The organism is Amycolatopsis sp. NPDC114478 (genome assembly GCF_055633805.1).
This window is the reverse complement of the sequence record NZ_JBVKDO010000015.1, coordinates 176,562-200,096: the sequence shown is the minus strand read 5'-3', so window position 1 is coordinate 200,096 and position 23,535 is coordinate 176,562. Positions and strand designations below refer to the sequence as shown.

General features: G+C 71.2%; 20 protein-coding genes. 7 read left to right on the top strand and 13 right to left on the bottom strand.

Going from position 1 to position 23,535, the window contains the following annotated elements; all coding sequences use genetic code 11:
- Positions 1-24: 24 nt before the first annotated feature.
- Both ACZ7OH_RS34940 and ACZ7OH_RS34935 read right to left on the bottom strand, forming a co-directional pair.
- Positions 25-1,419: an MFS transporter gene (locus ACZ7OH_RS34940; RefSeq protein WP_470284747.1), complete on the bottom strand. Its 1,395-nt coding sequence runs from the start codon at positions 1,417-1,419 to the stop codon at positions 25-27.
- 112 nt (positions 1,420-1,531) lie between these two features.
- Positions 1,532-2,326: an IclR family transcriptional regulator gene (locus ACZ7OH_RS34935; protein ID WP_400906133.1), complete on the bottom strand. Its 795-nt coding sequence runs from the start codon at positions 2,324-2,326 to the stop codon at positions 1,532-1,534.
- 115 nt (positions 2,327-2,441) lie between these two features.
- On the opposite strand from ACZ7OH_RS34935, the gene ACZ7OH_RS34930 reads away from it, so the two are divergent.
- The 3 genes from ACZ7OH_RS34930 to ACZ7OH_RS34920 all read left to right on the top strand — a co-directional run bounded on the left by ACZ7OH_RS34930 (position 2,442) and on the right by ACZ7OH_RS34920 (position 6,585).
- Positions 2,442-3,650: a CaiB/BaiF CoA transferase family protein gene (locus ACZ7OH_RS34930; protein WP_470284746.1), complete on the top strand. Its 1,209-nt coding sequence runs from the start codon at positions 2,442-2,444 to the stop codon at positions 3,648-3,650.
- Positions 3,650-4,549 carry a hydroxymethylglutaryl-CoA lyase gene (locus ACZ7OH_RS34925; protein ID WP_470284745.1) on the top strand — a complete coding sequence of 300 codons (900 nt, stop codon included), beginning with the start codon at positions 3,650-3,652 and terminating at the stop codon, positions 4,547-4,549. The genes ACZ7OH_RS34930 and ACZ7OH_RS34925 overlap by 1 nt, the downstream gene beginning before the upstream one ends.
- Before the next feature lie 605 nt (positions 4,550-5,154).
- Positions 5,155-6,585: a DUF1996 domain-containing protein gene (locus tag ACZ7OH_RS34920; protein WP_470284744.1), complete on the top strand. Its 1,431-nt coding sequence runs from the start codon at positions 5,155-5,157 to the stop codon at positions 6,583-6,585.
- A gap of 64 nt (positions 6,586-6,649) precedes the next feature.
- On the opposite strand, the gene ACZ7OH_RS34915 is transcribed toward ACZ7OH_RS34920, so the two are convergent.
- The gene (locus ACZ7OH_RS34915) at positions 6,650-7,858 is read right to left on the bottom strand and encodes an MFS transporter (RefSeq protein ID WP_470284743.1); all 1,209 of its coding nucleotides are present in this window, start codon (positions 7,856-7,858) and stop codon (positions 6,650-6,652) included.
- 75 nt (positions 7,859-7,933) lie between these two features.
- On the opposite strand from ACZ7OH_RS34915, the gene ACZ7OH_RS34910 reads away from it, so the two are divergent.
- Positions 7,934-8,464 (top strand): ArsR/SmtB family transcription factor, encoded by a 531-nt coding sequence (locus ACZ7OH_RS34910; RefSeq protein WP_470284742.1) that lies wholly within the window; start codon positions 7,934-7,936, stop codon positions 8,462-8,464.
- A 409-nt stretch (positions 8,465-8,873) separates the two neighbouring features.
- Here the strand turns inward: ACZ7OH_RS34910 and ACZ7OH_RS34905 are convergent, their stop codons facing one another.
- The 7 genes from ACZ7OH_RS34905 to ACZ7OH_RS34875 all read right to left on the bottom strand — a co-directional run bounded on the left by ACZ7OH_RS34905 (position 8,874) and on the right by ACZ7OH_RS34875 (position 17,309).
- Positions 8,874-9,632: a hypothetical protein gene (locus ACZ7OH_RS34905; RefSeq protein WP_470284741.1), complete on the bottom strand. Its 759-nt coding sequence runs from the start codon at positions 9,630-9,632 to the stop codon at positions 8,874-8,876.
- A 137-nt stretch (positions 9,633-9,769) separates the two neighbouring features.
- On the bottom strand, positions 9,770-11,209 hold the full coding sequence (locus ACZ7OH_RS34900; RefSeq protein WP_470284740.1) for a glycoside hydrolase family 3 protein: 1,440 nt from the start codon (positions 11,207-11,209) through the stop codon (positions 9,770-9,772).
- Between the two features lie 3 nt (positions 11,210-11,212).
- Positions 11,213-12,043, bottom strand: a complete 831-nt coding sequence (locus ACZ7OH_RS34895) for a carbohydrate ABC transporter permease (protein WP_400906109.1) — start codon at positions 12,041-12,043, stop codon at positions 11,213-11,215.
- Entirely contained in the window at positions 12,040-13,026 is a 987-nt protein-coding gene (locus ACZ7OH_RS34890) for a carbohydrate ABC transporter permease (RefSeq protein ID WP_400906107.1), read from the bottom strand. Before ACZ7OH_RS34890 ends, ACZ7OH_RS34895 begins: the two co-directional genes overlap by 4 nt.
- Complete coding sequence (locus ACZ7OH_RS34885) at positions 13,023-14,327, bottom strand: sugar ABC transporter substrate-binding protein (protein WP_470284739.1); 1,305 nt, start codon at positions 14,325-14,327, stop codon at positions 13,023-13,025. The genes ACZ7OH_RS34890 and ACZ7OH_RS34885 overlap by 4 nt, the downstream gene beginning before the upstream one ends.
- A 344-nt stretch (positions 14,328-14,671) precedes the next feature.
- The gene (locus tag ACZ7OH_RS34880; RefSeq protein WP_470284738.1) at positions 14,672-16,471 is read right to left on the bottom strand and encodes a TIM barrel protein; all 1,800 of its coding nucleotides are present in this window, start codon (positions 16,469-16,471) and stop codon (positions 14,672-14,674) included.
- A complete protein-coding gene (locus ACZ7OH_RS34875; RefSeq protein WP_470284737.1) occupies positions 16,461-17,309 on the bottom strand; it encodes a shikimate dehydrogenase in 849 nt (282 codons plus the stop codon). Before ACZ7OH_RS34875 ends, ACZ7OH_RS34880 begins: the two co-directional genes overlap by 11 nt.
- A 114-nt stretch (positions 17,310-17,423) precedes the next feature.
- On the opposite strand from ACZ7OH_RS34875, the gene ACZ7OH_RS34870 reads away from it, so the two are divergent.
- Together ACZ7OH_RS34870 and ACZ7OH_RS34865 are read left to right on the top strand one after the other, a co-directional pair.
- The gene (locus ACZ7OH_RS34870; RefSeq protein WP_470284736.1) at positions 17,424-18,065 is read left to right on the top strand and encodes a TetR/AcrR family transcriptional regulator; all 642 of its coding nucleotides are present in this window, start codon (positions 17,424-17,426) and stop codon (positions 18,063-18,065) included.
- Positions 18,066-18,181: 116 nt separating this feature from the next.
- Positions 18,182-19,501, top strand: coding sequence for an MFS transporter (locus ACZ7OH_RS34865; protein WP_470284735.1), 1,320 nt, complete (start codon positions 18,182-18,184; stop codon positions 19,499-19,501).
- Here ACZ7OH_RS34865 and ACZ7OH_RS34860 read toward each other — a convergent pair.
- The 3 genes from ACZ7OH_RS34860 to ACZ7OH_RS34850 all read right to left on the bottom strand — a co-directional run bounded on the left by ACZ7OH_RS34860 (position 19,498) and on the right by ACZ7OH_RS34850 (position 22,650).
- Positions 19,498-20,025 (bottom strand): FHA domain-containing protein, encoded by a 528-nt coding sequence (locus ACZ7OH_RS34860; RefSeq protein WP_470284734.1) that lies wholly within the window; start codon positions 20,023-20,025, stop codon positions 19,498-19,500. The genes ACZ7OH_RS34865 and ACZ7OH_RS34860 overlap by 4 nt on opposite strands.
- Before the next feature lie 74 nt (positions 20,026-20,099).
- The gene (locus ACZ7OH_RS34855; RefSeq protein WP_470284733.1) at positions 20,100-22,199 is read right to left on the bottom strand and encodes a (Fe-S)-binding protein; all 2,100 of its coding nucleotides are present in this window, start codon (positions 22,197-22,199) and stop codon (positions 20,100-20,102) included.
- Between the two features lie 31 nt (positions 22,200-22,230).
- On the bottom strand, positions 22,231-22,650 hold the full coding sequence (locus ACZ7OH_RS34850) for a hypothetical protein (protein ID WP_372664697.1): 420 nt from the start codon (positions 22,648-22,650) through the stop codon (positions 22,231-22,233).
- Between the two features lie 219 nt (positions 22,651-22,869).
- On the opposite strand from ACZ7OH_RS34850, the gene ACZ7OH_RS34845 reads away from it, so the two are divergent.
- Positions 22,870-23,532: a nitroreductase family protein gene (locus ACZ7OH_RS34845; RefSeq protein ID WP_400906083.1), complete on the top strand. Its 663-nt coding sequence runs from the start codon at positions 22,870-22,872 to the stop codon at positions 23,530-23,532.
- Positions 23,533-23,535 lie beyond the last annotated feature (3 nt).

Below are 23,535 nucleotides of genomic sequence, written 5' to 3'. Positions count from 1 at the left end.
GATCGGGTCGCCGGGTCGTGACCGTCAGCGAAGCGGCGGCGCGGTCTCGTCGTTGACGTTCTCCAGCCGCCGGCCGGTCGTGCGCGGGCCGAGCACCGCGACGTCCAGCGCGACCACCACCAGCGCGCCCGCCACGACCAGGAACAGCGTCGTCGGGCCGTGCGAGTTCAGCAGCGGCACCAGCACGAACGGCATCGCGCCGCTGGCCAGGCGGGAAAGCGAATAGGTGCCGCTGGACGCCGTCGAGCGCAGCGCCGTCGGGAAGATTTCGGCCTGGTAGATGTGGAAGGCGTTCGAGAACAGGTTGCTGGTCGCGGTGTAGAGGAAGCCGAACACGAGGATCAGCGCCATCGACCCCGCGTAGCCGAAGGCGACGCCGAACGCCGCCATCGCCAGCACCGAGCCGACGACGAGGTACTTGCGCTCGACGCGTTCCACGATCGGCAGCGACAGCGCGGACCCGACCGGGTAGCCGAGGTAGGTCAGCGCGGCGAACAGCAGCGACTGCGAGACGGCGTACCCCTTGGCGGCCAGCACCAGCGGCACGAGCGTGCCGAAGCCGTAGTAGCCGAGCGTCTGCAGGACGTGGAAGACGACCATCATCCCGGTGCGGCGGCGCAGCGCGGGACCGAACAGCTCGCGCACCGGCGCGGCGGCGCGCTTGCGGGTGGTGCCGCGCGGCGGGGCCGGCGTCGCGGCCACGGTGCCGCGGGCTTCGGCTTCCATGCCCATCACCAGGTACTCGGCTTCCTCGGTGCGGCCGACCGATTCCAGCCACCGCGGCGACTCGGGCAGGCCGCGCCGCAGCAGGAACACCGCGCCCGCGCCCAGCGCGCCGAGCACGAACAGCCAGCGCCAGCCAGCGATGCCGAGGATCTCGTGCTCGGTCAGGCCGCGGGCGAGGAAGCCGACGACCGGGAAGCCGCAGAAGGCGAGCGTGTACGCCCACGCGATGAACCGGCCGCGCTTGCGGGCCGGGAGCAGGTCGGTGAGGTAGGTGTCGGCCAGCGGCGGCTCCGCGCCCAGGCCGATGCCCGCGAAGAACCGCGTCACGAGCAGCATCAGCGCGCTGCCGCTGAACGCGCCGAGCAGCGAGAACAGCGAGTAGAGCCCGAGGTTGAGCAGGAAGGCGCCGCGGCGGCCGAACCGGTCGGCGAGCCGGCCGAGCAGCAGGGCACCGAAGAACATGCCGACGAACGTCGACGCCAGCAGCGGCGGCAGCTCCGCCTTGGTGAGCGAGAACTCCTTGACGAGCACCGAGCTCAGCACGCCGGTCAGGAAGACCTCGTAGAAGTCGAAGAAGAGCCCGAGCCCGACGGCGACGGTGGCCCGGCGGTGCGTGCGGGTGATGGGCAGCCGGTCGAGCCGGCCCGCGATCGTGCCGGTGTCCGGCACGGCGGCGTCGGGGATGTTCGCCATCCGTCGTCTCCTTTGACTTCTCCACTATGTGGTTGGTCAACCCATAATGTGACGGGCCCGCATCAGAGTCAAGGGCGCGACCGTGCGCGGCACGTCGCGAAGACAGGATGGATCAGAGAGCGGCGACCCGCTCGACACCCGGCCGGTACCCGAGCCGCTCCGAAGCGCGGCGCCCGGCCTCGGTCACGATCGGGGCCAGCCGCGGCACGTCGGCAGCGGTGAACCGCTGGGTCGGCGCGCCGATCCCGATCGCCGCGCTGACCTCGCCGTTCAGGCCGAACACCGGGGCGCTCAACGACGCCGCGCCCAGGTCGCGTTCCTCGAAGCTCACCGCGTAGCCGGCCTCGCGGATCTGGCCCAGCTGCTCGGTGAGCAGGTCGATGTCGACGACCGTGCGCGGGGTGAAGCGGGCCAGGCCGTGGCCGATCGCGTCCTTGATCGCCAGCTTGTCCCAGGCCAGGAACACCTTCCCGGCCGAACCGGCGTGCAGCGGCATCACCATGCCGACCACGAACAGCCGGACCACCGGGTGCCGGGACTCGGCCAGCGAGATCACCGTGCGGTACGCGCCGTCGCGGACATAGAGGCAGGCCGTCTCGCCCGTTTCGTCGCGCAACTGCTGCAACACCGGCCGGGTCAGCCGGACCAGGTCGAGGCCGAACGTCCCGGGCGCCGCCCAGCGGACCAGGCCGAGCCCGACGCGGTAGGTGTCGTCGTAGCGGTCGAGGAAGCCCTCGCGCACCAGGTTGTGCACCAGCCGCTGGCACGTGCTCGCCGGCAGCCCGGTCGACCGGGTGATCTGCTGCAGCGTCAGCTCGGGGTCGTCGATGGTGAACGACTCGAGGATCTGCTTGAACTTGCGCAGCACCAGGACCGGTGTCGTGCCGCTGCGTTCTTCCTCTGCCATCGCGCCGCCCCGTGCCGTGGTGTGCCGCACAGTCTATCCACGCGCCGCGCTGTTGACTCCCCGACACTCGCCCGTATTCTGGGTTTACAACTCACATCGTGGTTTGGAGTCGGGCATGAGTCAGCAAACCGGACCCCTATCCGGCATCCGCGTCGTCGAGCTGGGCACCTTCGTCGCCGCACCGACCGCCGGGCGGCTCCTCGCCGACTTCGGGGCCGACGTCGTCAAGGTCGAGCGCCCGGGCACCGGCGACGAGCTGCGGCGCTGGCGGCTGCACGCCGGCGACACGTCCCTGCTGTTCCGCGCGCTCGGCCGCAACAAGCGTTCGATGACCGTCGACCTGCGCCGTCCCGAAGGCCAGGAGCTCGTCCGCGCGCTTGCCGCCCGCAGCGACGTCCTGCTGGAGAACTTCCGCCCCGGCACCCTCGAACGCTGGGGCCTCGGCCCGGCCGAGCTCCGCGCGCTCAACCCGCGGCTGGTCGTCGTCCGCGTCTCCGGGTACGGCCAGACCGGGCCCTACCGCGACCGGCCCGGTTTCGGCGGCGTCGCCGAGGCGATCGGCGGCCTGCGCGCGCTCACCGGCTACCCCGACCGGCCGCCGACGCGCGTCGGGGTCAGCCTTGCCGACTCGGTCGCCGGGCTCTACGCGGTGATCGGCGCGCTGATGGGCCTGCTCCGCCGCGAGCGCGAGCCGGGCAGCACCCCCGGTGAAGTCGTCGACGTCGCGCTGTACGAAGCCGTTTACTCCTTGATGGAGTCGCTGATCCCGGACTACGACGCGTTCGGCGTCACGCGCGGACCGGCAGGTTCGGCGCTGCCGGGGGTGGCGCCGTCCAACACCTACCCCTGCGCCGACGGCAAGTACATCGTGGTCAGCGGCAACGGCGACGCGATCTTCCGCCGCCTGATGCACGCCGTCGGCCGCGCCGACCTGGCCGACGACCCGCGGTTCGCGGACAACGCCGGCCGGGTCGCCCACGCCGGGCTGCTCGACGACGCGATCGGCGCGTGGACGGCGACGCTCACCCAGGAAGCCGCCGAAGCCGTGCTGCGCGCGGCGTCCGTCCCCTGTGGACCGATCCTGACCGCCGCCGACATCGCGAAGGACCCGCACTTCACCGCGCGCGGCATGCACGAGCGGCACCGGGTACCCGGCCACGACGCCGAAGTCACCTTCCCCGGCATCGTGCCGGCACTGACCGAGCGGCCCGGCCGGACCCGCGCCCTCGGGCCGGAGCTGGGCGAACACACCGAGGCCGTGCTCGCCGAGCTCGGCGTCACCGGCGAGGCGGTCACCCGCCTCCGCGAAACGGGAGTGATCTGATGACCGAAGTCCTCCTCACCGAGGTCGTCCTGCGCGACGGCCTCCAGGACGAGCCGATCACCGTGCCCTCGCACGAAAAGGTGCGGCTCGCGCGCGGGCTCGTCGACGCGGGCGTGCGGTCGCTCGAGGTCGGCTCGTTCGTCTCCGCGCGCCGGGTGCCGCAGATGGCCGACACCGGCGAGGTGCTGCGGACGCTGCTGGACGCCCCGGCGGTCCTGCACACGCTCGTCTTCACCGAACGCGGGGCCCGGCAGGCGATCGAGGCCGGAGCCCGCTCGGTGCGGCTGGTCGTCTCGGCCAGCGACGGCCACAGCGCCGCCAACGCGGGCGTCCCGACGGACGCGGCGCTCGACCGGCTGGCCGCGTGCGCTGCGCTGCTCACGGAGGCGGGCGTCGCCATCGAGGCATCGGTGGCGACGGCGTTCGTCTGCCCGTTCGACGGCGACACCGATCCCGACCGGACGGCCGACGTGGCCGCGCGGCTGGGCCGGCTCGGCGCGCGGGTCGTCCACCTCGCCGACACGATCGGCGCGGCGCGGCCCGGGCAGCTGCGCGCGACCGTCGCCGCGGTGCGCGACGAACTGCCGGACGTCCCGCTCGGGCTGCACCTGCACAACACCTACGGCCGCGCGGCGGCCAACGCCTGGGAAGGACTGTCGCTCGGCATCCGCCGCTTCGACTCGGCGCTGGGCGGGCTCGGCGGCTGCCCGTTCGCGCCGGGGGCGTCGGGCAACGTCGCGACGGACGACCTGGTCGACTTCTTCCACCGCGAAGGCATCGCGACGGGCATCGACGTGGACAAGCTGGCGGCGCTGCGCGACCAGGTGGGCCACGCGGTCGGCCACCGCCTGGACTCGGCCCTTTCCGCGATCCCGGCGGTTCCGGCGGCCCTGCATTGACGTGAACTGCGCATTCGGATCGGCGGCGGACCGGAATGGGTCATTCACCCGCGCCACGGTTCCGCCCCCGCTGCGAGCGGCATTCGGCCGGTGGGCATTCGGCGGGTCTCACCCAGGGATACGGACGCGGGTTCGGATCGGTTCAAAGTTTTTCGCCACATCCTCGGAAGCTGGACAACGCCCCGGTCAGCGCCCCAGGATGACCGCACACCCGAGTACGCCGGAGAGGGACACGCGCGGCGATCCAGCGTGATCCAGCCGCGTGCCCGCGCGCCCGCGTTTTTCGCGTACACCATTCTTCGTCGATTTCCCGCGCCTTTTCGCGCCCGCGCCCGGCTACGCAGACGAGAACCCGGAATGACGGTTCGTGATTACCGAAAATACCTTCTTGCCCGGTGTCAAGCCCCGGTGTAGCTTCCATCACGGAACGATAACCAGCCGGTTGTCGGCGTGGCCACGGGCAGGTGGCCGCGCACCCACCGATGTCGGGTCGGTGGCCGGCGCGGCCGTCGTTCCGTCCCGCCGACGCAGTACCTGGTGGGTACGAGCCTGGGCTCGCACCGCCAGTGTCGCGCGTTCCCGCCAGCCCGACACCCGGAGGATCCATGTCCCGCACCCAAGGGCGCCATCGCATTTCCCGCAGAACCAAGATCGCGACCGGCGGCTTCGCGCTCGCGATCGCGGTCGGCGGCATCGTCGTCGCGACGACCACCGGCAACACCGGTGAAGCGAGCGCCGACGAAGCGAACCCCGCGTTCTTCGTCGACATCCTCAAGGTCCAGCCGAACCAGTTCGACCCGCGCCCGGTCTACGGCGCGTCGACCGGCACCTTCACCGTCGACTGCGGCCGCAACGAGAACGGCCACTTCAACCCCGACAACTTCATCGCCCAGCCCGGCGTCCGCAACGGCGCCCAGCACCTGCACGACTACGTCGGCAACCTCTCGACGAACGCCGACTCGAACAACAAGAGCCTCGTCAAGGCCGGCACCACCTGCCGCAACGGCGACAAGTCCGCCTACTTCTGGCCGGTCGTGCGCATCGACACCGGCGAGAAGGAGAAGAACGAGCCCGCGAAGAAGCCGGACGGCGACCGCGTGCAGGCCGACCAGGAGGCCAAGACCGTCCAGGTCGCCTGCCCGGACGTCGCCAGCAAGCTCGCCGACGTGCCCGACCAGGCGATGGCCGAGGTCGACGGCAACCTCGACCAGCTCGACACGCAGACCGACGAGGCCAACCAGCGCATCGCGGCGACGCAGGGCCAGGGCGGCGCGAACTTCGTGCAGAACGCGATCCTGAACCCGCTCAAGGACCGCCGTGCCGCGATCATCGACCGCATCGCCATCGCGATCGGCCGGTTCGCGCCGAAGCCGCAGGACCTGGGCGGCCTCGCGCAGTGCGCGCCGAAGCCGGGCAAGGACACCGGCACGCCCACCCCGCCGCCGAGCACGACGGCGGGCGGCGCGCTGCCCGGGCAGGACGAGAACAACGAATTGCCGGGCAACGACGGCAAGATCCTGCGCCCGCAGAAGGTCCAGATCACCTTCCGCGGCAGCCCGGTCGGCAAGGTCGTGGCGATGCCGAAGTTCCTGCGCGTTCTCTACGGCGACGCGAAGGTCTCGACCAACGGGCCGGCCAACGCCCGCGCGAGCTGGACGTGCACCGGGTTCGAGAACCGCGTCACGGACAAGTACCCGATCTGCCCGCAGAACAGCAAGGTCAAGCGGATCCACACGTTCCCGAGCTGCTGGGACGGGAAGAACACGGACAGCACGAACCACCGCACGCACATCGTGTTCCCGGACCAGTTCGGCCAGTGCGCCAAGGGGTTCAAGGCCGTACCGCAGCTGCAGATCTCGCTGACCTACGACATCCCGCACGACATCCAGGTCAAGAAGCAGTACAAAGTGGACGCTTTCCCGCAGGAGAAGCACAACCCGGGTTCCGACCACGACGACTTCGCCAACGTGATGTCGCAGCGGATCATGAACGGGCTGGTCAACTGCGTGAACCGCGGCAAGACCTGCCGGGCGTGACGCTCGCGAAGCCGGCGGCGCGGGGTGCACCCGCGTCGCCGGCCCTGTCGCGGGGCGAGAACTCCTACGTGGCAACCCATCCGCTCTGATCGAGCGCCTCCTCGGTCACCACGCGCAGGCCGGCCACGACGGAGAAAGCCAGCACCGCCATCACCACGAACACCGCGCGCAGCCCGGCGACCTGCGCGATCGCGCCGCCCGCGAGCGCTCCGAGGGACTTCGTGCCCCACGCGACCAGGCGGTAGCTGCTGTTGAGCCGGCCGAGTAGCCGGTCGGGAGTGAGCCGCTGGCGCAGCGACACCATCACGACGTTCGACACCATGACGCCCGTGCCGCCGAGGAAGAAGCCCGCGCCGACGGCGTACGGGTTCGCGGTCACCGCGAGCGTGCCGACCGAAAGCCCGCCGATGAGCCAGGAGATCCACAGCGCGCGAACCCGGCCCAAACGGCGTTCGACCGCTTCGGCGACCAGCGACCCGGTCAGCCCGCCCGCCGCGCTCGTGGCCATCAGCAGGCCGAACGCCGGTGCGGACAAGCCCATCGCCGAGCCCGGCCCGACCGCGTAGAGGACGAGTACGGCGAAGGTCGCGCCGGTGGCGAAGTTGAACGTGCCGACCATGAGCGAGAACGTCCGCAACACCCGGTGCCGCAGCAGGAAACGCAGCCCTTCGGCGATGTCGGCGCGCAGGGTCGTGCGGGGCTCGCGCGGGATCCGGTACTCGCCGCGCACGAGCAGCAGGGCCGCGACGGCGACGGCCCACAGCGCCACCGGCGTCACGAGCGCGGCGACGACCCCGGCGGCGGCGAGCAGTCCGGCGAGCGGCGGGCCGGCGAACTCGTTGGCGGTCTGCTCGGCGGCGAACATGCGGCCGTTGGCGCGGGCGAGCTGCTCGCGCCCGACGACCTGCGGGACGATCGACTGCGCCGCGGTGTCGTAGAGGGTCTCGGCGCACCCGACCCCGACGGCGACGACGTAGAGCGCCCAGATCGAGCCCGCGCCGAAGACGGTCAGCAGCGTGACAGCGCCGAGGAGCCCGCCGCGGACGAGGTTGACGGCGAGCATCGCGCGGCGGCGGTCGAGGCGGTCGACCAATGCGCCGGCGGGCAGCACGAGGAGCAGCCACGGCAGGCTGAAGGCGAAGGCGAGCCCGGCGATGAGGGCCGGCTCGCGGGTGTAGCCGACCGCGACCAGCGGCAACGCGACCTTGAGGACGCCGTCGGCGAGGCTGGACAGGCCGGCCGCGGTCCACAGCCGCCAGAACGCGGTGGTCATGAATGGAGGATCGCACATCGATGGGGTTTCCTCCATCGATGTGACGCGATTCCATCGATGGACTACGCTCCGATCATGACGGAACCCCGCCGCCGGCGCCCGGCGACGCCGGAGGAGGCGAAGGCCCTCGGCCACCCCCTGCGGCTGCGCATCATGCGGTTGTGCTTGGTCGAGGAGCTGACGAACAAGCAGCTGGCCGACCGACTGGACCGCGACCCGGGCACGGTGCTGCACCACGTCCGCCAGCTGGTGGCGGCGGGCCTGCTGGAGCCGGCCCCGGTCCGGACAGGTGCCAGCGGGGCGCTCGAGAAGCCGTACAAGTCCAACAACGAGACGTGGTGGCTCGACGGGCCGCTGTCCGAAGCCGACGCCGAGACGAGGTTCGCGCCGATCGAGATCTTCCAGGAGGAGCTCCGGGCGGCCGGGCCCGAGTCGGTGGCAGTGCACGAGAAGTTCCTGCTGCACCTGTCGCCGGACGAGGTCGAGGAGCTGGACCGCCGGATCCTGGCGGTGCTGGACGAGTACGTGGCCACGGACCACGAGCGAGCGGACCGGCCGGCGGTGGGCGGGATCTTCGTGCTGCACCACCTGAAGCCGGGCGGCTGAGCGGAACGGCCCCTGCCCGGGGGAGGTGGGCAGGGGCCGATCGGTTTCCTTGCGGTGGCCGGCGCCGAACCGGGCGCTGCCCGGGGATGGTGGGCAGTGCCGGAATCCGCGCGGCGCCGAGCCTGGTCGCGGTCCCCACCCCGCGAAGTCGACCTCATCCATCCAGTCCTGGCCGGGGATGCCGGACAGAACCGGGCTGAGGTCTTCGCGGCGCACGGCCCGGCGGCCGCAGGCCAGGTCGCCAGCTAGCCGGGTGGCCAGGTCGCCGAGCGGCCAGGTCGCCGGGCGGCCGGGTGGCCAGGTCGCCGGGCAGCCGGGTGACCGCGCGGCCAGGTGACCGGGTGGCCGCCGGGTGGGTGGGTCTCGCCGCCCCCAGGGCCGGCGAGACCCGCTCCCCCGCCTCAGCGGGTCAGTGGTTCACCTTGAACCACGGCTGCGACCAGCCGAGGTAGGTCTGGCCCCACTTGCTCTTGATCTGCGCGATCGTCGTCTCGGTGTAGCTGCCGTAGCCGTTGATGTCGTTCGACAGGAACTTGCCGCCGCCGATCGAGATCATCGTGTGGCCCGCGCCGCTGCTCTTGAAGAACGCGAGCCCGCCGGCCGGGACCTGGTAGTCACCGGGGTGCTTGAACGAGGCCGGGATCTGCGTCCAGTGGACGTAGGCCGTCTCCGAGCCCGACGCGGACCAGCCGTAGTTCTGCGCGTTGATCCGGTCGCACCAGCCCTCGTAGGAGGCGAGGTCGTTCGTGTGGATCCGGGTCTTGGCGTAGGCGACCGCCTGCGCACAGGACTTCGAATCGCCGGTGCCCGCGGTGGTGCAGGTCAGCGTCGAGCCCGCGCAGTCCGGCGCGACGCGGCCGTCGGAGCCGGTGTAGACGTAGGCGTCGCTGACGTAGCCGTTGCCCACCTTGTCCCAGATGTCCGAGGTGCCGTACTTGCCGTCGACGGTCGATCCGTTGGTCTGGCAGCTGATGGTCACCGCGGTGCCGTCGGCGATGGAGCCGACGGCGCTCCCGCCGGTGCTCGGCGTGGCCCGCACGGTCAGCGCGGCGCCCGAGTCGGTGTGCACGGTGCCCGACGCCGCGAAGGCCGGGCTCGCCCCGACGACCGCGATCGCCGCGGCGATGCCGGCCACCCCGGCCATCCGCTTCAGGATCCCCATGTTCATGCTTCCGTCCTCCAGTTTTCCGGTGTGGGAACAGAATGGGGACCGCCGGTACAAGGCCCGTACAAATCGCGGCCGAGCCCGTGGAGATACGGCAAAGCGGACGAAACCCCGGCATTGTCGCGGGGTTTCGTCCGCTTTCAGGCGAGATATTCCGCGGCGGCGCGCAGGCTGACCCAGGAACCGCTGAACGTGTCGATCCGCGGCCCGGCACCATCCGGCGGCCCCGGTACCCCGGTCTCCACCCGGATGAAGTCCACAGTGGACAACGCGGCCAGCAGCTCGCGGACCCGCGGGTGCCGGTGCGCCTCCCGGGTGACCACCACGACGCTGCGGACCTCCCGCGCCGCTTCCAGGACCGCCGAAACGTCGTCCGGGGTCGCGGTCATCGCCCGCGTCCCCGGCACCAGCTCGGCCAGGTGGGCGCCGAGGCCCCACGGCATCGGGCCCGCCGCGATCGTCGGCTCGGTCTGGACGTCGACCACCAGCGGCGGCCCGGCCAGCCGGGGCTCGCCGGTGATCCGCAGGGCTTTGCGCGCCGCCTCGAGGCCGAGCCGCCGGTCGACCGGGCCCACCGAGGCCGGCGCCGGGTCGGTGCCCAGCGCCGCCGTGCGCGACGCCGCCTCCGCCAGCCGCTCCAGGGGCAGCTCCCCCGCCGCGACCGCGGCCACGATCGCCGACACGCAGGCGTCCAGGTGTTCGGCCTCGAACGCCGCGCCGCCCAAGCACAGCGCGTCCGCCCCCGCCACCAGCGCCCGGACGGCGGAGCGGCCGAGGCCGTCGTGCCGGCCGTACGCGCCGGACACCGCGCCCATTTCCAGGGCGTCGGTGATGACCGCGCCCGTGAAGCCGAGCTCGCCCCGCAGCACCTCGGTGAGCGCCACCCGGTTGAGCGTGGCCGGCTCGTCGCCCCACGCCCGGACGACCAGGTGGCCCGACATCACCGAGCGCACCCCGGCCCGGATCGCCGCGGCGAACGGGACCAGCTCGATCTCCCGCAGCTCTTCCACGGTCCGCGGCAGCACCGGCAGGGCGACGTGCGAGTCCTCGGTCGCCGCGCCGTGGCCCGGGAAGTGCTTCGCGCACGCCGCGACGCCGTACTTCTGCAGCCCGGTCACGTACGCCGCGACGTGCGGCGACGCCTTCGCCGGGTCGGACCCGAAGGCCCGGACGCCGATGATCGGGTCCTCGGCCGCCAGGGTCAGGTCCGCACACGGCGCCAGGTTGAGCGTGACGCCGCAGGCCGCGAGCCGTTCGCCGAGCGCGGCGGCGACCGCCGTGGTCAGCTCCGGGTCGTCGGCCGCGCCGAGCGCCAGCGGCCCCGGCACGAACGACCCGGTGTTGACGTCGAGGCGGGTGACGTCGCCGCCCTCCTCGTCGATCCCGACCACGACGCCGTCGCGCTCACCCCGCAGCTGCGCGGTGAGGGCGGCGACCTGCTCGTCGTCGACGACGTTGCGGCCGAACAGGACCACCCCGCCCAGGCCGTCGGCGACCCGGCGGCGGAGCCAGTCCGGCGCGGTGGTCCCGGCGAACCCGGGCAGGAGGACGGCTTCGGCGAGCTTCTCCGGTGTGGTCAACCGCTACCCCTTCACCGCGCCGGCGGTCGCGCCGGACACCAGCTTGCGTTGCACGAGCAGGAAGAAGACCAGCGCCGGGATCGCGTAGATGACCGACGCGGCCATCACGCCGCCCCAGTCGGTGGCGAACGCCGTGCGGAACGACGCCAGCCACACCGGCAGGGTCTCCTTCGGCTTGTCCTGGATGAACACCAGCGCGAACAGGTACTCGTTCCACGCCGTGATGAAGCTGAACACCGACGTCGTGACCAGCCCCGGCCCGAGCAGCGGCAGCGTGACCCGGCGGAACGCGCCGGTCTGGCTGCAGCCGTCGATCATCGCGGCCTCTTCCAGCTCGTACGGGATCCCGTTGACGAAGCCGTAGAGCATCCAGACCGTGAACGGCAGCGTGGTCGCGAAGTAGATCAGCAGCAGCGACGGCAGCGTGTTGAGCAGCCCGGCGTCCCGCATCAGCAGGAACAGCGGGATGAACAGCGCCGACACGGGAGCCAGCTGCGCCACCATGACCAGCACCAGGAAGCCCTTGCGGCCGGTGAAGCGCAGCCGCGACAGCGGGATCGCCGCCAGGGTCCCGGCGACCAGCGCGCAGAGCACCGAGCCGACCGTGACGATCAGGCTGTTCATCAGGTAGACCGGGAAGTTGTCCTTGCCCAGCGCCGTCGCGAAGTTGCCGAACGAGAACGACGTCGGGATCAGGTCGTACTTCGGCGACAGGATCTCGCCGGGCGTGCGCAGCGACGTGACGAACATCCAGTACGTCGGGAAGACGATCAGCAGCGCGACGAGAATGCCGACGACCGACAGCACGATCCGCTGCGGCAGCGATTTCCTCACTTGAGATCACCTTCCGGGGTCCGGACCAGCAGCTGGATGTACCGCCCGGTGATGAGCGCGAGCACGATCAGCATCAGGGTCGCGATCGCGCCCGCCGCGCCGAAGTGGTTGCCCGCGATGCCCTTGAGGTAGAGGACCACGGCCAGCGTGGTGCTCTCGCCGTCGGGACCGCCCTCGCGGATCGCCCAGATCTGGGCGAACGCGTTGAAGTCCCACAGCACCGACAGGAACGTCACCATCGTGGTGATCGGCCGGATCGCGGGCCAGGTGACCGCGCGGAACGTCTGCCACGCGCTGGCGCCGTCGATGCCGGCGGCCTCGTACTGCTCGCGCGAGACGCCGATGATGCCCGCGTACAGCGAGAACGTCACGAACGGCACGGCCTGCCACACGATGAGCAGCCCGATCACCGACAACGTGCTGGCGCCGCTGGAGAACCACGAGAAGCCGATGAAGCCGTGGAACCCGAGCCGGTCGAGGGTCTTGTTGAGGATCCCGTACTGCTCGTCGAAGATCCACTGGAACACGGTGGTCGTCGCGATCACCGGCGTCGCCCAGGCCAGCACCAGCGTGACCTGGACGATGATCCGCACGACCGGGCCGAGGTGGCGCATGAGCACCGCCAGCAGGAGGCCGCCGAGGATGGTGGCGGCCACGATCGCGGCGGTGAAGACCAGGGTCCGGAAGGTGACCGTCCAGAACTCCGGGTCGGAAAGCGTGTTGGTGTAGTTGTCGAAGCCGATCCAGACCGTCTTGCCGGAGACGAGCTGGCCGATGTCGAGCTTGCGGAAGCTGATCGCGAGCACCTGGACCAGCGGCCAGGCGAGCAGGACGAGGATGGCCGCCAACGCGGGGAGCAGCAGCAGGTACGGGAGGACCCGGTCGCCGAACCGGCCCCGCTTGCGCCGCTTGACCCCCGCGTCGCGCGGCGATGCCGGCGGGGTCGCCCCCGCCGGCATCGTCACATTCGCGGTCGCTGTCATCCGCCGATGAGCTTGTTCAGCGCTGCGTTGGCGTCGGCGGTCGCCTGGTCGAGCGTCTTCTTGCCGGTCAGGTACGCGGTCAGCATGTCCTTGACCGGGTTCTGGCCGGACTCCACGTCACCCCACTTCGGGCTGGCCGGCACGGCCTTGCCGTTGGTGGAGGCCTTCGCCATCACGCTGCCCAGCGGGTCCTTGTCCAGGCCGGTGAGGTCGGTCGACGTGCCGGGCACGACGCCGGCGGCGGCGAGCTGGCTCTGGTACTTCGGGCTGGAGAGCAGCTTGATGTACTCCTTGGCCGCGGCCACGTTCTTGCTGTTGGCCGGGATGGCCAGGTTCGAGCCGCCCAGGAAGACCGGGGCGCTCTGGCCGGCGTTCTTGCTCGGGATCGCGAACGCGCCCGTCTTGCCGGTCAGGCTCGGGTCGGTCTTCGCGGCCGTCGCCAGCTCCCACGGGAGGCCGATCATCATGGCCACCTTGCCGGCGCCGTAGACGGTCGCCTGCTGCGGCTTGGCCTCGTCCGCGTCCTTCGGCGCCTTGGTGCCGGAGGTGTCGACGAGCTTCTTGTAGAAGTCCAGACCGGCCTTCGCACCGGCGCTGTCCAGCGTCGCCTTGAAGTTCTTGCCGTCGGCCTGGGCGATGTCACCGCCGTTGTCCCAGATGAACGACAGCAGCGCGTACCAGTTCTGGCCCGGCATGTAGAGCGCCTGGAAGTCGGGGTCGGAGCCGAACTTGGTCTTCAGCTTGCCGATCGCGTCGATCCACTCGTCGTTCGAGGTCGGCGTCTTGGTGATGCCGGCCTGCTCGAACATGTCCTTGCGGTAGATGACCTCGCGGTTGGCCGCGTAGAACGGGACGCCGTAGGTCTTGCCGTCGTAGGTGCCGGAGTCCGCGAGACCCTTCAGCCACTGCGCGCCGTTGAAGCTGGCCTTGTCCCCGGAGAGGTCGGTCAGGACGCCGTCCTGCGAGGCGAACGCCGCGGTCTGCGTGTTGCCGATCTCGATGACGTCCGGCGGGGTGCCGCCGGCCAGCGCGGTGGTCAGCTTCTGCTGGATGCCGTCCCACTGCTGGACTTCGTACTTGACCTTGACGCCGGGGTGCGCGGTCTCGAACTCCTTGTTGAGCGCGTCGGTCAGCGTGGCGGGCGCGGAGCCCGTCATCAGCCAGACCGTGACCGTGCCGCTGAGCTGCGCCGGAGCGCCGCTCGACGAAGCGGCCGTGTCCGAGCCGCTGGAACCCGCGCAGCCGGCGGTCGCGAGGGTGAGTGCGGCGGCGCCCGCCGCCAGCTTGAGCCAGCGTTTCACTCGATGCCGTCCTTTCCATGCCCGGCCACCGTGGCCGAGCGCCCCAAATGGTGTAGACCAATGTTGGGGTTAGAGTGGTACGTACCACAGGCGGTGTCAAGGCGGTTGCCGGAACGTTGTAAACGCACCGGGGAGTTGTACGCGCAGTAGCCGGACGGTTACCAGGGACTGACGAGCGGGCGGCGGAAGTCGTCCTGATAGGAAGGTGTCCGGGCCGTTTTTCACCGCTGGGCAGCGGGAAATCCGCGCGGCCGCACGAAGTCCGCGCAACGAAAACCGCCCCGGGAAAGGCTTCCCGGGGCGGTGGTCACGCGCGTTCTACGGTTTTCGCCGGCAGTACGCCCTCACACCGTCGTTGTCGCGGGTGAGCCGGCACCTCGGCGCGCGCGGTGGGCGGCCATCCGCACCGGGGCGTTGGCCACCCCGTACCCGCGGTACCCGCCGATCCGCTGCACGACCTCGAAGAACACCCGCGCCCCGGCCAGCGCCGTGTAGAAGTGCAGGAACTCGCCGTGCGCGTCGCGGTCGTACAGCACCGAGTGCTCCCGCAACCCGGCCAGCCGCGCGGGCGGCAGGTCCAGACGGGCGTCGAGGTCGTCGTAGTAGTTGGCCGGGATCGCCAGCAGCGGCGCGCCCGCGGCCCGCATCGCCGCGGCCGCCGCGAGCGCGTCCACGCAGGCGAACGCCACGTGCTGCGGTTCGGGGACCGCCGGCGCCCATTCGCCGCGGCGGACCAGGGCGCTGTCCAGCGTCAGCCGGACCTCCCCCGCCGCCACCGCGCGGCTGCGCACCAACCCGAACGGCGCCGCGAACTCGGCCACCGGCGACGGCGTCAGCCCGAACACCGACCGGTAGAACAGCGCCGCCTCGTCGAAGTGGTCGAAGGGCTGGGTGAGCGCCACGTGGTCGATGCCGAGGATCCCCGCGCCGGCCGCCGTTTCGCCGGTGTGCACGAAGTCGTCGCGCCAGTCGTCGCCGCAGAGGAAGACCTGGGTGCCGTCCGGCGCCGCGACCGACGCCAAGTCGGCCTCGCGCGGGCCGCGCACCCGCGGCAGGACCGGCGCGAGCAGCGCTTCCGCGCGGCGGGCCGAGCGGGCCGGATCGGTGCTGGCCAGCGCCACCGCGCCGACCGCGCCGTGCGCCGCGCCGCCTTCGTTGACCACCACCCGGGCGTCGCCCTGCTCCCACAGCTCGACCGGCTTGGTCCGGTGGATCCCGGTGCGCGCGAAGCCGAGCGACGCCAGGACCTTCCCCGCGCCCGGGTCGGTGACGACCTCGGCGAACGCGTGGCCGGCCAGCGCCGGCGCGGCCGGCACGTCCCGGACGCCGAGCGAATCCTGCAGCGCGAGCAGCGACCGCATGGCGTCGACCGCGGCCGGGCGCGGGTCGGCCTGCCGGTACACGTCGTTGAAGACCTCCAGCGACAGCGGGCCGCGGTAGCCCGCGGCCAGGACGTGCCCGGTGAACGCCGTCAGGTCGAAGTCGCCCTGGCCGGGGAAGAGCCGGTGGTGGCGGCTCCAAGGCAGGACGTCCATCGGCAGCTCGGGTGCGTCGGCGAGCTGCAGGAAGAAGATCTTGTCGCCGGGGATCGCGCGGATCGGCGCCGGGTCGTGGCCCTTCGACAGGATGTGGAAGCTGTCCAGGCACACGCCGAGGGCGGGGTGCGCGGCCCGGCGCACGATGCGCCACGCGTGTTCGTAGCCGCTCACGTGCCGGCCCCAGGCCAGCGCTTCGTAGGCGATCCGCATCCCCCGCGTCGCGGCCAGCTCGGCGAGTGCGTGCAGCTGCTCGGCGGCGAGCTCGTCGTCGTCGATCGCGTCCGGCGAGACGGACGAGCAGACCAGCACGGTGTCCGCGCCGAGCTCGGCCATGACGTCGAACTTGTGCCGCGCGCGGCGGAGGTTGGCCGCGTGGACGGCCGGCGGGACGGCTTCGAAGTCGCGGAACGGCTGGTAGAGGTCGATCGAGAGGCCGAGGTCCGCGCAGCGGCGGCGGATCTCGGCCGGGCTCGACGGCGAGACCACCAGGTCGTTCTCGAACAGCTCGACGCCGTCGAAGCCCGCCGCGGCGGCCGCGGCGAGCTTGTCCTCGAGGGTCCCGGAGAGGCAGACGGTGGCGATCGCGGTACGCGGTTCAGGCGGCACGGGCGGCCTCCCCTTCGAGGGCGTCGAAGTGGCGCAGCATCCGCGCCGGGTCCGGCTCGACGCCGGTGAACAGCCGGAACGACTCGGCGGCCTGCAGTACGACCATGCCGCCGCCGTGCAGGACGCGGCAGCCGCGGGCGCGGGCCTCGGCCAGCAGCGCGGTCTCCAGCGGGCGGTAGACGATGTCGGCGACCCACAGCTCCGGCCGCAGGTACCCGGCCGGGAGCGGCGAGCCGGGGTGGGCGGCCATCCCGGTCGGGGTCGCGTGCACCAGGCCGTCGGCGCGGGGGATCGCGTCGAGGTCACCGGTTTCCGCTCGTCCGGCGCCGAACCGCCGCCGCAGCGCGTCGACGAGCTTCGCGCTGCGCTCGGGGGCGACGTCGTGGACGGTGAGCCGGCCGGTGCCCAGGGACAGCAACGCGTGCGCGACCGCGGCCCCCGCTCCCCCGGCGCCCAGCAGGACGACCTCGTCCATCCGGACGTCCGGCAGGCCGCGAGTGAGGCTGCGGGCGAAGCCGGTCGCGTCGGTGTTGTGCCCGATCGCGCGGCCCCGGTCGAAGACGACGGTGTTGACCGCGCCGAGTGCCGCGGCTTCCGGCGACAGTTCGTCCAGGTGCTCCAGGACCAGCTGCTTGGCCGGGTGCGTGACGTTGAGCCCGTCGAACCCGGCCAGCCTCGCGGCGGCGAGGACGTCGGCGACCGGGCGGCGCAGCACATCGAGGTCGAGGCGGCGGTAGAGGTAGCGGAGGCCGAGCTCGTCGGCTTCCCGCTCGTGCAGCGCCGGGCTGGCGGACGGCCCGATGCCCGTGCCGACGAGTCCGATCAGGTAGCTGGTCACGCGGTCGCCCTCCGGATTAATGTACGAACTAGTGCGTTCACGTTAGCGCGGCGACCGCGCCGGCGGAAGGGCTGGGCTAGAGTGGGGCCGTTGACCTGCAGTGGAGGGAGCCCGGTGGCCGCACCGTCGTCGGAGGCCGAACGCCAGCGCGACAAGGAACGGACTCGCGCGGACATCCTCGCGGTGGCCACGCGGGAGTTCGCGGACAAGGGCTACACCGGCGCCCGCGTCGACGAGATCGCCGCCCGCACCAGCACGACCAAGCGGATGATCTACTACTACTTCGGCGGCAAGGAACAGCTCTACCTCGCGGTACTGGAGAAGGCGTACTCGACGATCCGGTCGCTGGAGCGACAGCTCGACGTCCAGCACCTGGACCCCGAGGACGCGCTACGGCAGCTGGCCGCGCTGACCTTCGACCACCACGAGGCGAACCCGGACTTCATCCGGCTGGTCAGCATCGAGAACATCCACAACGCGGAGCACCTCGCGCAGTCGGAGATCCTGGCCGGGCTGGCCGACCCGGCGCTCGGCGGACTGACGGTGGTCCTCCAGCGCGGCCGCGCGGCCGGCCGCTTCCGCGACGACGTCGACGCGCTCGACGTGCACATGATCATCAGCTCGTTCTGCGTGTTCCGGCTGGCGAACCGCCATACGTTCCAGGCGATCTTCGGCCGCGACATGCTCGACCCGGCCCGGCGCGAGCACTACCGGAAGATGCTCGGCGACCTGGTGATCGACTACCTGACCGCCTGAAATCCCCCTCTTGACACCCGGGGCACAGTCTCGCACTCTCTATTAACTAACTAGACCGTACATTGCTTCCCCGCCGACTCTGAGCAACGAAGCACGGACGTCAGGAGCTCATCCCCGTGACCGGATCGATGCCCCGCAAGGCGGCGCTGGCCGCCTGGATCGGCAGCGCGCTCGAGTACTACGACTTCTTCATCTACGGGACCGCCGCCGCGCTGGTGTTCAACAAGGTCTTCTTCCCCGCCTCCTCCCCCGCGACCGGCACCCTGCTGGCCCTGGCCACGTTCGGCGTCGGCTACCTGGCGCGGCCGGTCGGGGCGTTCATCCTCGGCCACGTCGGCGACCGCTTCGGCCGCAAGCGCGTCCTCGTGTTCACGCTGCTGCTGATGGGCGTGGCGACGTTCGCCGTCGGGTGCCTGCCGACGTACGGGAGCGTCGGTGTCCTGGCGCCGATCCTGCTGGTGCTTCTGCGTCTGCTGCAGGGACTTTCGGCGTCCGGCGAGCAGGCCGGCGCGAACTCGATGTCCCTGGAACACGCCCCGGAACGGCGGCGCGCGTACTTCACCAGCTTCACCCTGAGCGGCACGCAAGCCGGCCAGATCCTGGCAACGGCGATCTTCCTGCCGGTCGCCGCCCTGCCGAAGGACCAGCTGCTCACGTGGGGCTGGCGGGTGCCGTTCTGGTGCAGCGCGGCGGTCGTGGTGGTCGGGTTCGTCATCCGCCGCAAGCTCGACGAGACACCGGTGTTCGAACGCACCGAGGTCGCGAAGCTGCCGGTCGCGATCCTCTTCCGCGACAACTGGGCGGACGTGCTGCGCGTGGTCGTCGCGGCGACGATCGCCTCGGTGAGCACGATCTTCACGGTGTACGCGCTGAGCTACGCGGTCAACACGATCGGCCTGGCCCGCACACCGATGCTGTGGGTCGGCGTGCTCGCGAACATCGTCGCGCTGGCGGCGATCCCGCTGCTGGCCGGGCTCGCCGACCGGGTCGGACGCAAGCCGGTGTTCATCACCGGGTGCCTGCTGTGCGGGGTCCTGATCTTCCCGTACCTGTGGTCGATTTCGATCGGGTCGTACGCGCTGCTGTTCGTGCTGGGCATCGCGCTCTTCGGCGTGGCGTACTCCGGCGTCAACGGCGTCTGGCCGTCGTTGTACGGCGAGATGTTCACCGCCCGCGTCCGCCTGTCCGGCATGGCGATCGGCACCCAGATCGGCTTCGCGGTGGCGGGTTTCGCCCCGAGCGTGGTGGCGGCGATCGGTTCGGCCAAGGCGGACTGGCTGGGCGTGGCGATCTTCACGGCGGCGGTCTGCGTGCTGGCGGCTTTGGCTGCGGCGACGGCCCGGGAGACCCACCGCGTCCCGACGGCGGAGCTGGGCCGACGGAACCCGGCGACGACGTCACCGTCCACTGTGGTCGCTTCCACTGTGGACGGCTAACGCACTCTCCTCCGGCGCGCCCGCACGAATCCGAGCGCCGAGAGCGCGACCCCCACCAGAAGCAGCGTGACCCCGAACTCCGGCCGGGCGTCGAAGTGCTTGAGCACGCGGGCCGCCCCGAAGCCGAACCCGGTCACGAACAGGACGGGGCCGACCATCAGCGCGACGGTGCCCGTCCGCGGGACGGGCACCACGGCGAACACCGGCTGCTCGTCCCCGACCGCCCGCAGGTCCGAGTAGACGGTCGTGATGGGACCGAAGGAAACCCGGTCGCCGTCGCGCAGCAGCCGCGCCTGCCTCGGCGCCAGCGCATCACCGTTGACGCGCGTGCCGCCGCGTGACCCGTCGTCGGACACCCAGGTCCCGCGCGCATCACGCCGGAGCCGGGCATGCAGCGGGCTCACCCCGTCCGAATACAGCCGGAGATCCGCTTCCGGCCCGCGTCCGACAAGCCACGAGCCGCGCCGCACCTCCAGCCGCGCAACGGCCCCTTCGAGCGTCTCGATCGTCACTGGATGTTCCATCGCCCCTCCCATCGCGGCCCGACTCGGGGTAGAGGCGGGCCGCGGCGGGAAGATATGCGGCGAACGGGTGAACGTCAGGGCTTGGGCGCGGCCTCCGGGGCCTTCACCCGTTCCAGCAGCAACTGAGCCACATCGCGGACATCCACGTTCTCCGCCTTCTGCTCGCTCTGCCGCTGCACCAGCCCATCCGTCAGCATCACCCGGCAGAACGGGCACCCCGTCACGATCGTCTCCGCGTCCGTCGCGATCGCTTCGTCCACTCGCTCCAGGTTGATGCGCTTGCCGATCTGCTCCTCCATCCACATGCGTGCGCCGCCCGCGCCGCAGCACAACGCCCGGTCCGCGTGGCGAGGCATCTCCGCTAAAGACGCCCCCGTCGCGCCGACCAGCTCGCGGGGCGGGGTGTACACCTTGTTGTGACGCCCCAAGTAGCACGGGTCGTGGTAGGTCACGCGCGGGCCGTCCTCGACCGGCTTCACCGGGGTCAGCACTCCGGAGCGGACCAGGCGGTTGAGCAGCTGCGTGTGGTGGACCACCTCGTAGTGCCCGTCCAGGTCCGGGTACTCGCGGCTGAGCGTGTTGAGGCAGTGCGGGCACGTCGTGACGATCTTGCGCAGCCGCGGCTCGCGGCCCTCGAACACCGCGTTGAGCGTCTCCGCCGTCTGCTGGGCCATCATCTGGAACAGGAACTCGTTGCCCGCCCGGCGCGCCGGGTCGCCCGTGCAGGACTCCTCCTTGCCCAGCACCACGTACTTGACGCCGGCGATGTGCAGCAGCTCCGCCGTCGCGCGGACCGTCTTGCGGGCGTTGTCGTCGAACGCTCCCGCGCAGCCGACCCAGTAGACGTATTCGACGTCTTCCGCAAGCTCGCCGTCGAAGACCGGGACGTCGAAGCCGAGGTCCTTCGTCCAGGCCAGCCGCTCGGAGTTGTTCTGGCCCCAGGGGTTGCCCTTGGTCTCCAGGTTCTTGAACAGCCCGCCCAGCTCGGTCGGGAACGCCGACTCGATCATCACCTGGTAGCGGCGCATGTCCACGATGTGGTCGACGTGCTCGATGTCCACCGGGCACTGCTCGACGCACGCGCCGCACGTGGTGCACGACCAGAGCACGTCCGGGTCGATGACGCCGCCGTCGGCCTCCGGGCCGACCAGCGGGCGCGCCTCCTCGTGCTCGGTGCCCGCGAGGATGTAGGGCGCCTCCTCGAAGAGGTTGTCGCGCAGGTTCATGATGACGAGCTTGGGCGACAACGGCTTCCCGGTGTTCCACGCCGGGCACTGCGACTGGCAGCGGCCGCACTCGGTGCACGTGGCGAAGTCGAGCATGCCCTTCCACGTGAAGTCGCCGATCTTGCCGCGGCCGAACGTGTCGTCCTCGCCCGGGTCCTCGAAGTCGATCGGCTTGCCGCCGGACTCCATCGGCAGCAGCGGGCCGAGCGCGTCCGGCAGCCGCTTCGCCGAGACGTTGATCGGCGCGACGAAGATGTGCAGGTGCTTGGAGTAGAGCACGATCGACAGGAACACCAGCATGACGCCGATGTGCAGCAGCAGCCCGACGGTCTCGAGCACCTCGGTCGTCGAGTGCCCGAGCGGCCGCAGGAGGTTCCCGACGCCGAGCGAGACGTACGCGCCGTTGTCGTACGGGAAGTTGCCGGACGCCGAGGAGGCGCCGCGGAAGAAGAACATCGTCCAGACGACGTTGAAGATCATGACGAGGATCAGCCACGCGCCGCCGGTGTGCGAGCCGTAGAATCGCGACGCGCGGTCCTTGCGCTCGGGGGCGTTGCGGATGCGGATCACCGTGAACACGCCCAGCGAGACGGCCACCATGACGGCGATGAAGTCCTGCAGGAAGCCGAGCACCGCCCAGTGCCCGATCCACGGGATCGCGAACTTCTCGTCGAACAACGCGCCGTACGCCTCGAGGTACACCGAAGCGAGGATCACGAAGCCCCAGAACGTGAAGAAGTGCGCCAGGCCGGGCACTGACCACTTCAGCAGCTTGCGCTGGCCGAACACCTCGCGCACCTGCGCGAAGAGCCGGGCACCCAGGTCGTCGGACCGCTTGGTGTCCGGCTGGCCGGCCTTGATCAGCCGGTACAGGAACGCCACCCGCTTGCCGGCGACGGCGAGGCCGACGACGGTCATGAGCAGGCCGAGGATGAGACGAACGAGCACGAGTCCTCCGTGACGTGCTGGAAGGAACGGCTCAGTGCGAGCCGGTGTAGTAGCGGCACGCCTTGCACGCGTACCGCATCTTCGCGACCCGCCAGTGTTTCCGGTACAGATCGAGGTCGGCCGACCGGCGGACGCCGAGGCGCTGGTAGCGCCCGGGACGGCGGCGGCCGGTTTCGTACTGCTCGGTCGCGCGGCCGAGGTGGGCGCGCCGCAGCACGCATCCCCGCGTCCCGCAGCGGCCGAGCGCGCCGCGGCAGAACCGGTGCAGCAGCACCAGTTCCCCGGTGACTTCTTCGACCACGCCGTAACCGGGGTGCGCGCCCGGTCCGGTGAGCCGCACCGGCAGCCCGCAGTACCCGCACTTGAGGGTGCAGGACAGGCAGCCGGCGATGTGCCTGAGCCGCAGTTCGCGCCGGTCTTCGGAGCCGGGTCCTCGGACGCGCGACGCCATGGGGCCTCCTCCGGCGACTGTGATCGGCACCACTGACTACTGGAGGGTAATGAGGAGGTCACTTCACGCGACAGGTCCGAATGGCCTAGTTACATTGTGCCGTTCGGCGTAAAAAACAAAGCAAGGATCACCTTACTGTCCGTATATCGAACGCGTCTGCGTCGTAAATCGCACGTTCGGCCCTGCTGCCGCAGGCGTGTCCCCCGCCACAATCCGGACATGACCTTCCACCCCGTCCCCTACCGGCCCGCCCGGCTGCCCGACGACGAAGCGCTCGCCCAGGCCGCCGCGCTGCGGCAGCGGATGGAGGCGCGGCGGTCGGTCCGGATGTTCTCCCCCGACCCGGTCCCCGAACGCGCGGTGCTCGACGCGATCGCGGTGGCGTCCACGGCCCCCAGCGGGGCGCACCAGCAGCCGTGGACGTTCGTCCTCGTCACCGATCCCGACGTGCGCCGGCGGCTCCGCGAGGCCGCCGAGGCGGAGGAACGGATCTCCTACGACGGCCGGCTCGGCGAGGCGTGGCTCGACGCGCTGCGGCCGCTGGGCACGGACGCGGTGAAGCCCCACCTGACCGACGCGCCGTACCTGATCGTCGTGTTCCAGCAACGGTTCGCCCTCGACGACGACGGCGGCGTCCGCAAGCACTACTACGTCGACGAGTCGGTGGGCATCGCGGTCGGCATGCTGCTGACGGCGTTGCAGGTCGCCGGGCTGGCGGCGTTGACACACACGCCGTCGCCGATGCGGTTCCTCGGCGAGCTGCTCGGCCGGCCCCGCAACGAAAAGGCGTTCGCGGTGATCCCGGTCGGCTACCCGGCCGACGACTGCGTGGTGCCGGACCTGCGGCGCAAGTCCCTCGACGAGGTGCTGGTCCGGATCTGAACC

Coding starts and splice junctions, on each gene's coding strand:
- ACZ7OH_RS34930 (WP_470284746.1), top strand. CDS start 2,442: ATGAGTCAGCAAACCGGACCCCTATCCGGCATCCGCGTCGTCGAGCTG.
- ACZ7OH_RS34845 (WP_400906083.1), top strand. CDS start 22,870: ATGACCTTCCACCCCGTCCCCTACCGGCCCGCCCGGCTGCCCGACGAC.
- ACZ7OH_RS34860 (WP_470284734.1), bottom strand. CDS start 20,025: ATGGAACATCCAGTGACGATCGAGACGCTCGAAGGGGCCGTTGCGCGG.
- ACZ7OH_RS34910 (WP_470284742.1), top strand. CDS start 7,934: ATGACGGAACCCCGCCGCCGGCGCCCGGCGACGCCGGAGGAGGCGAAG.
- ACZ7OH_RS34935 (WP_400906133.1), bottom strand. CDS start 2,326: ATGGCAGAGGAAGAACGCAGCGGCACGACACCGGTCCTGGTGCTGCGC.
- ACZ7OH_RS34925 (WP_470284745.1), top strand. CDS start 3,650: ATGACCGAAGTCCTCCTCACCGAGGTCGTCCTGCGCGACGGCCTCCAG.
- ACZ7OH_RS34920 (WP_470284744.1), top strand. CDS start 5,155: ATGTCCCGCACCCAAGGGCGCCATCGCATTTCCCGCAGAACCAAGATC.
- ACZ7OH_RS34890 (WP_400906107.1), bottom strand. CDS start 13,026: ATGACAGCGACCGCGAATGTGACGATGCCGGCGGGGGCGACCCCGCCG.
- ACZ7OH_RS34905 (WP_470284741.1), bottom strand. CDS start 9,632: ATGAACATGGGGATCCTGAAGCGGATGGCCGGGGTGGCCGGCATCGCC.
- ACZ7OH_RS34850 (WP_372664697.1), bottom strand. CDS start 22,650: ATGGCGTCGCGCGTCCGAGGACCCGGCTCCGAAGACCGGCGCGAACTG.
- ACZ7OH_RS34915 (WP_470284743.1), bottom strand. CDS start 7,858: ATGACCACCGCGTTCTGGCGGCTGTGGACCGCGGCCGGCCTGTCCAGC.
- ACZ7OH_RS34940 (WP_470284747.1), bottom strand. CDS start 1,419: ATGGCGAACATCCCCGACGCCGCCGTGCCGGACACCGGCACGATCGCG.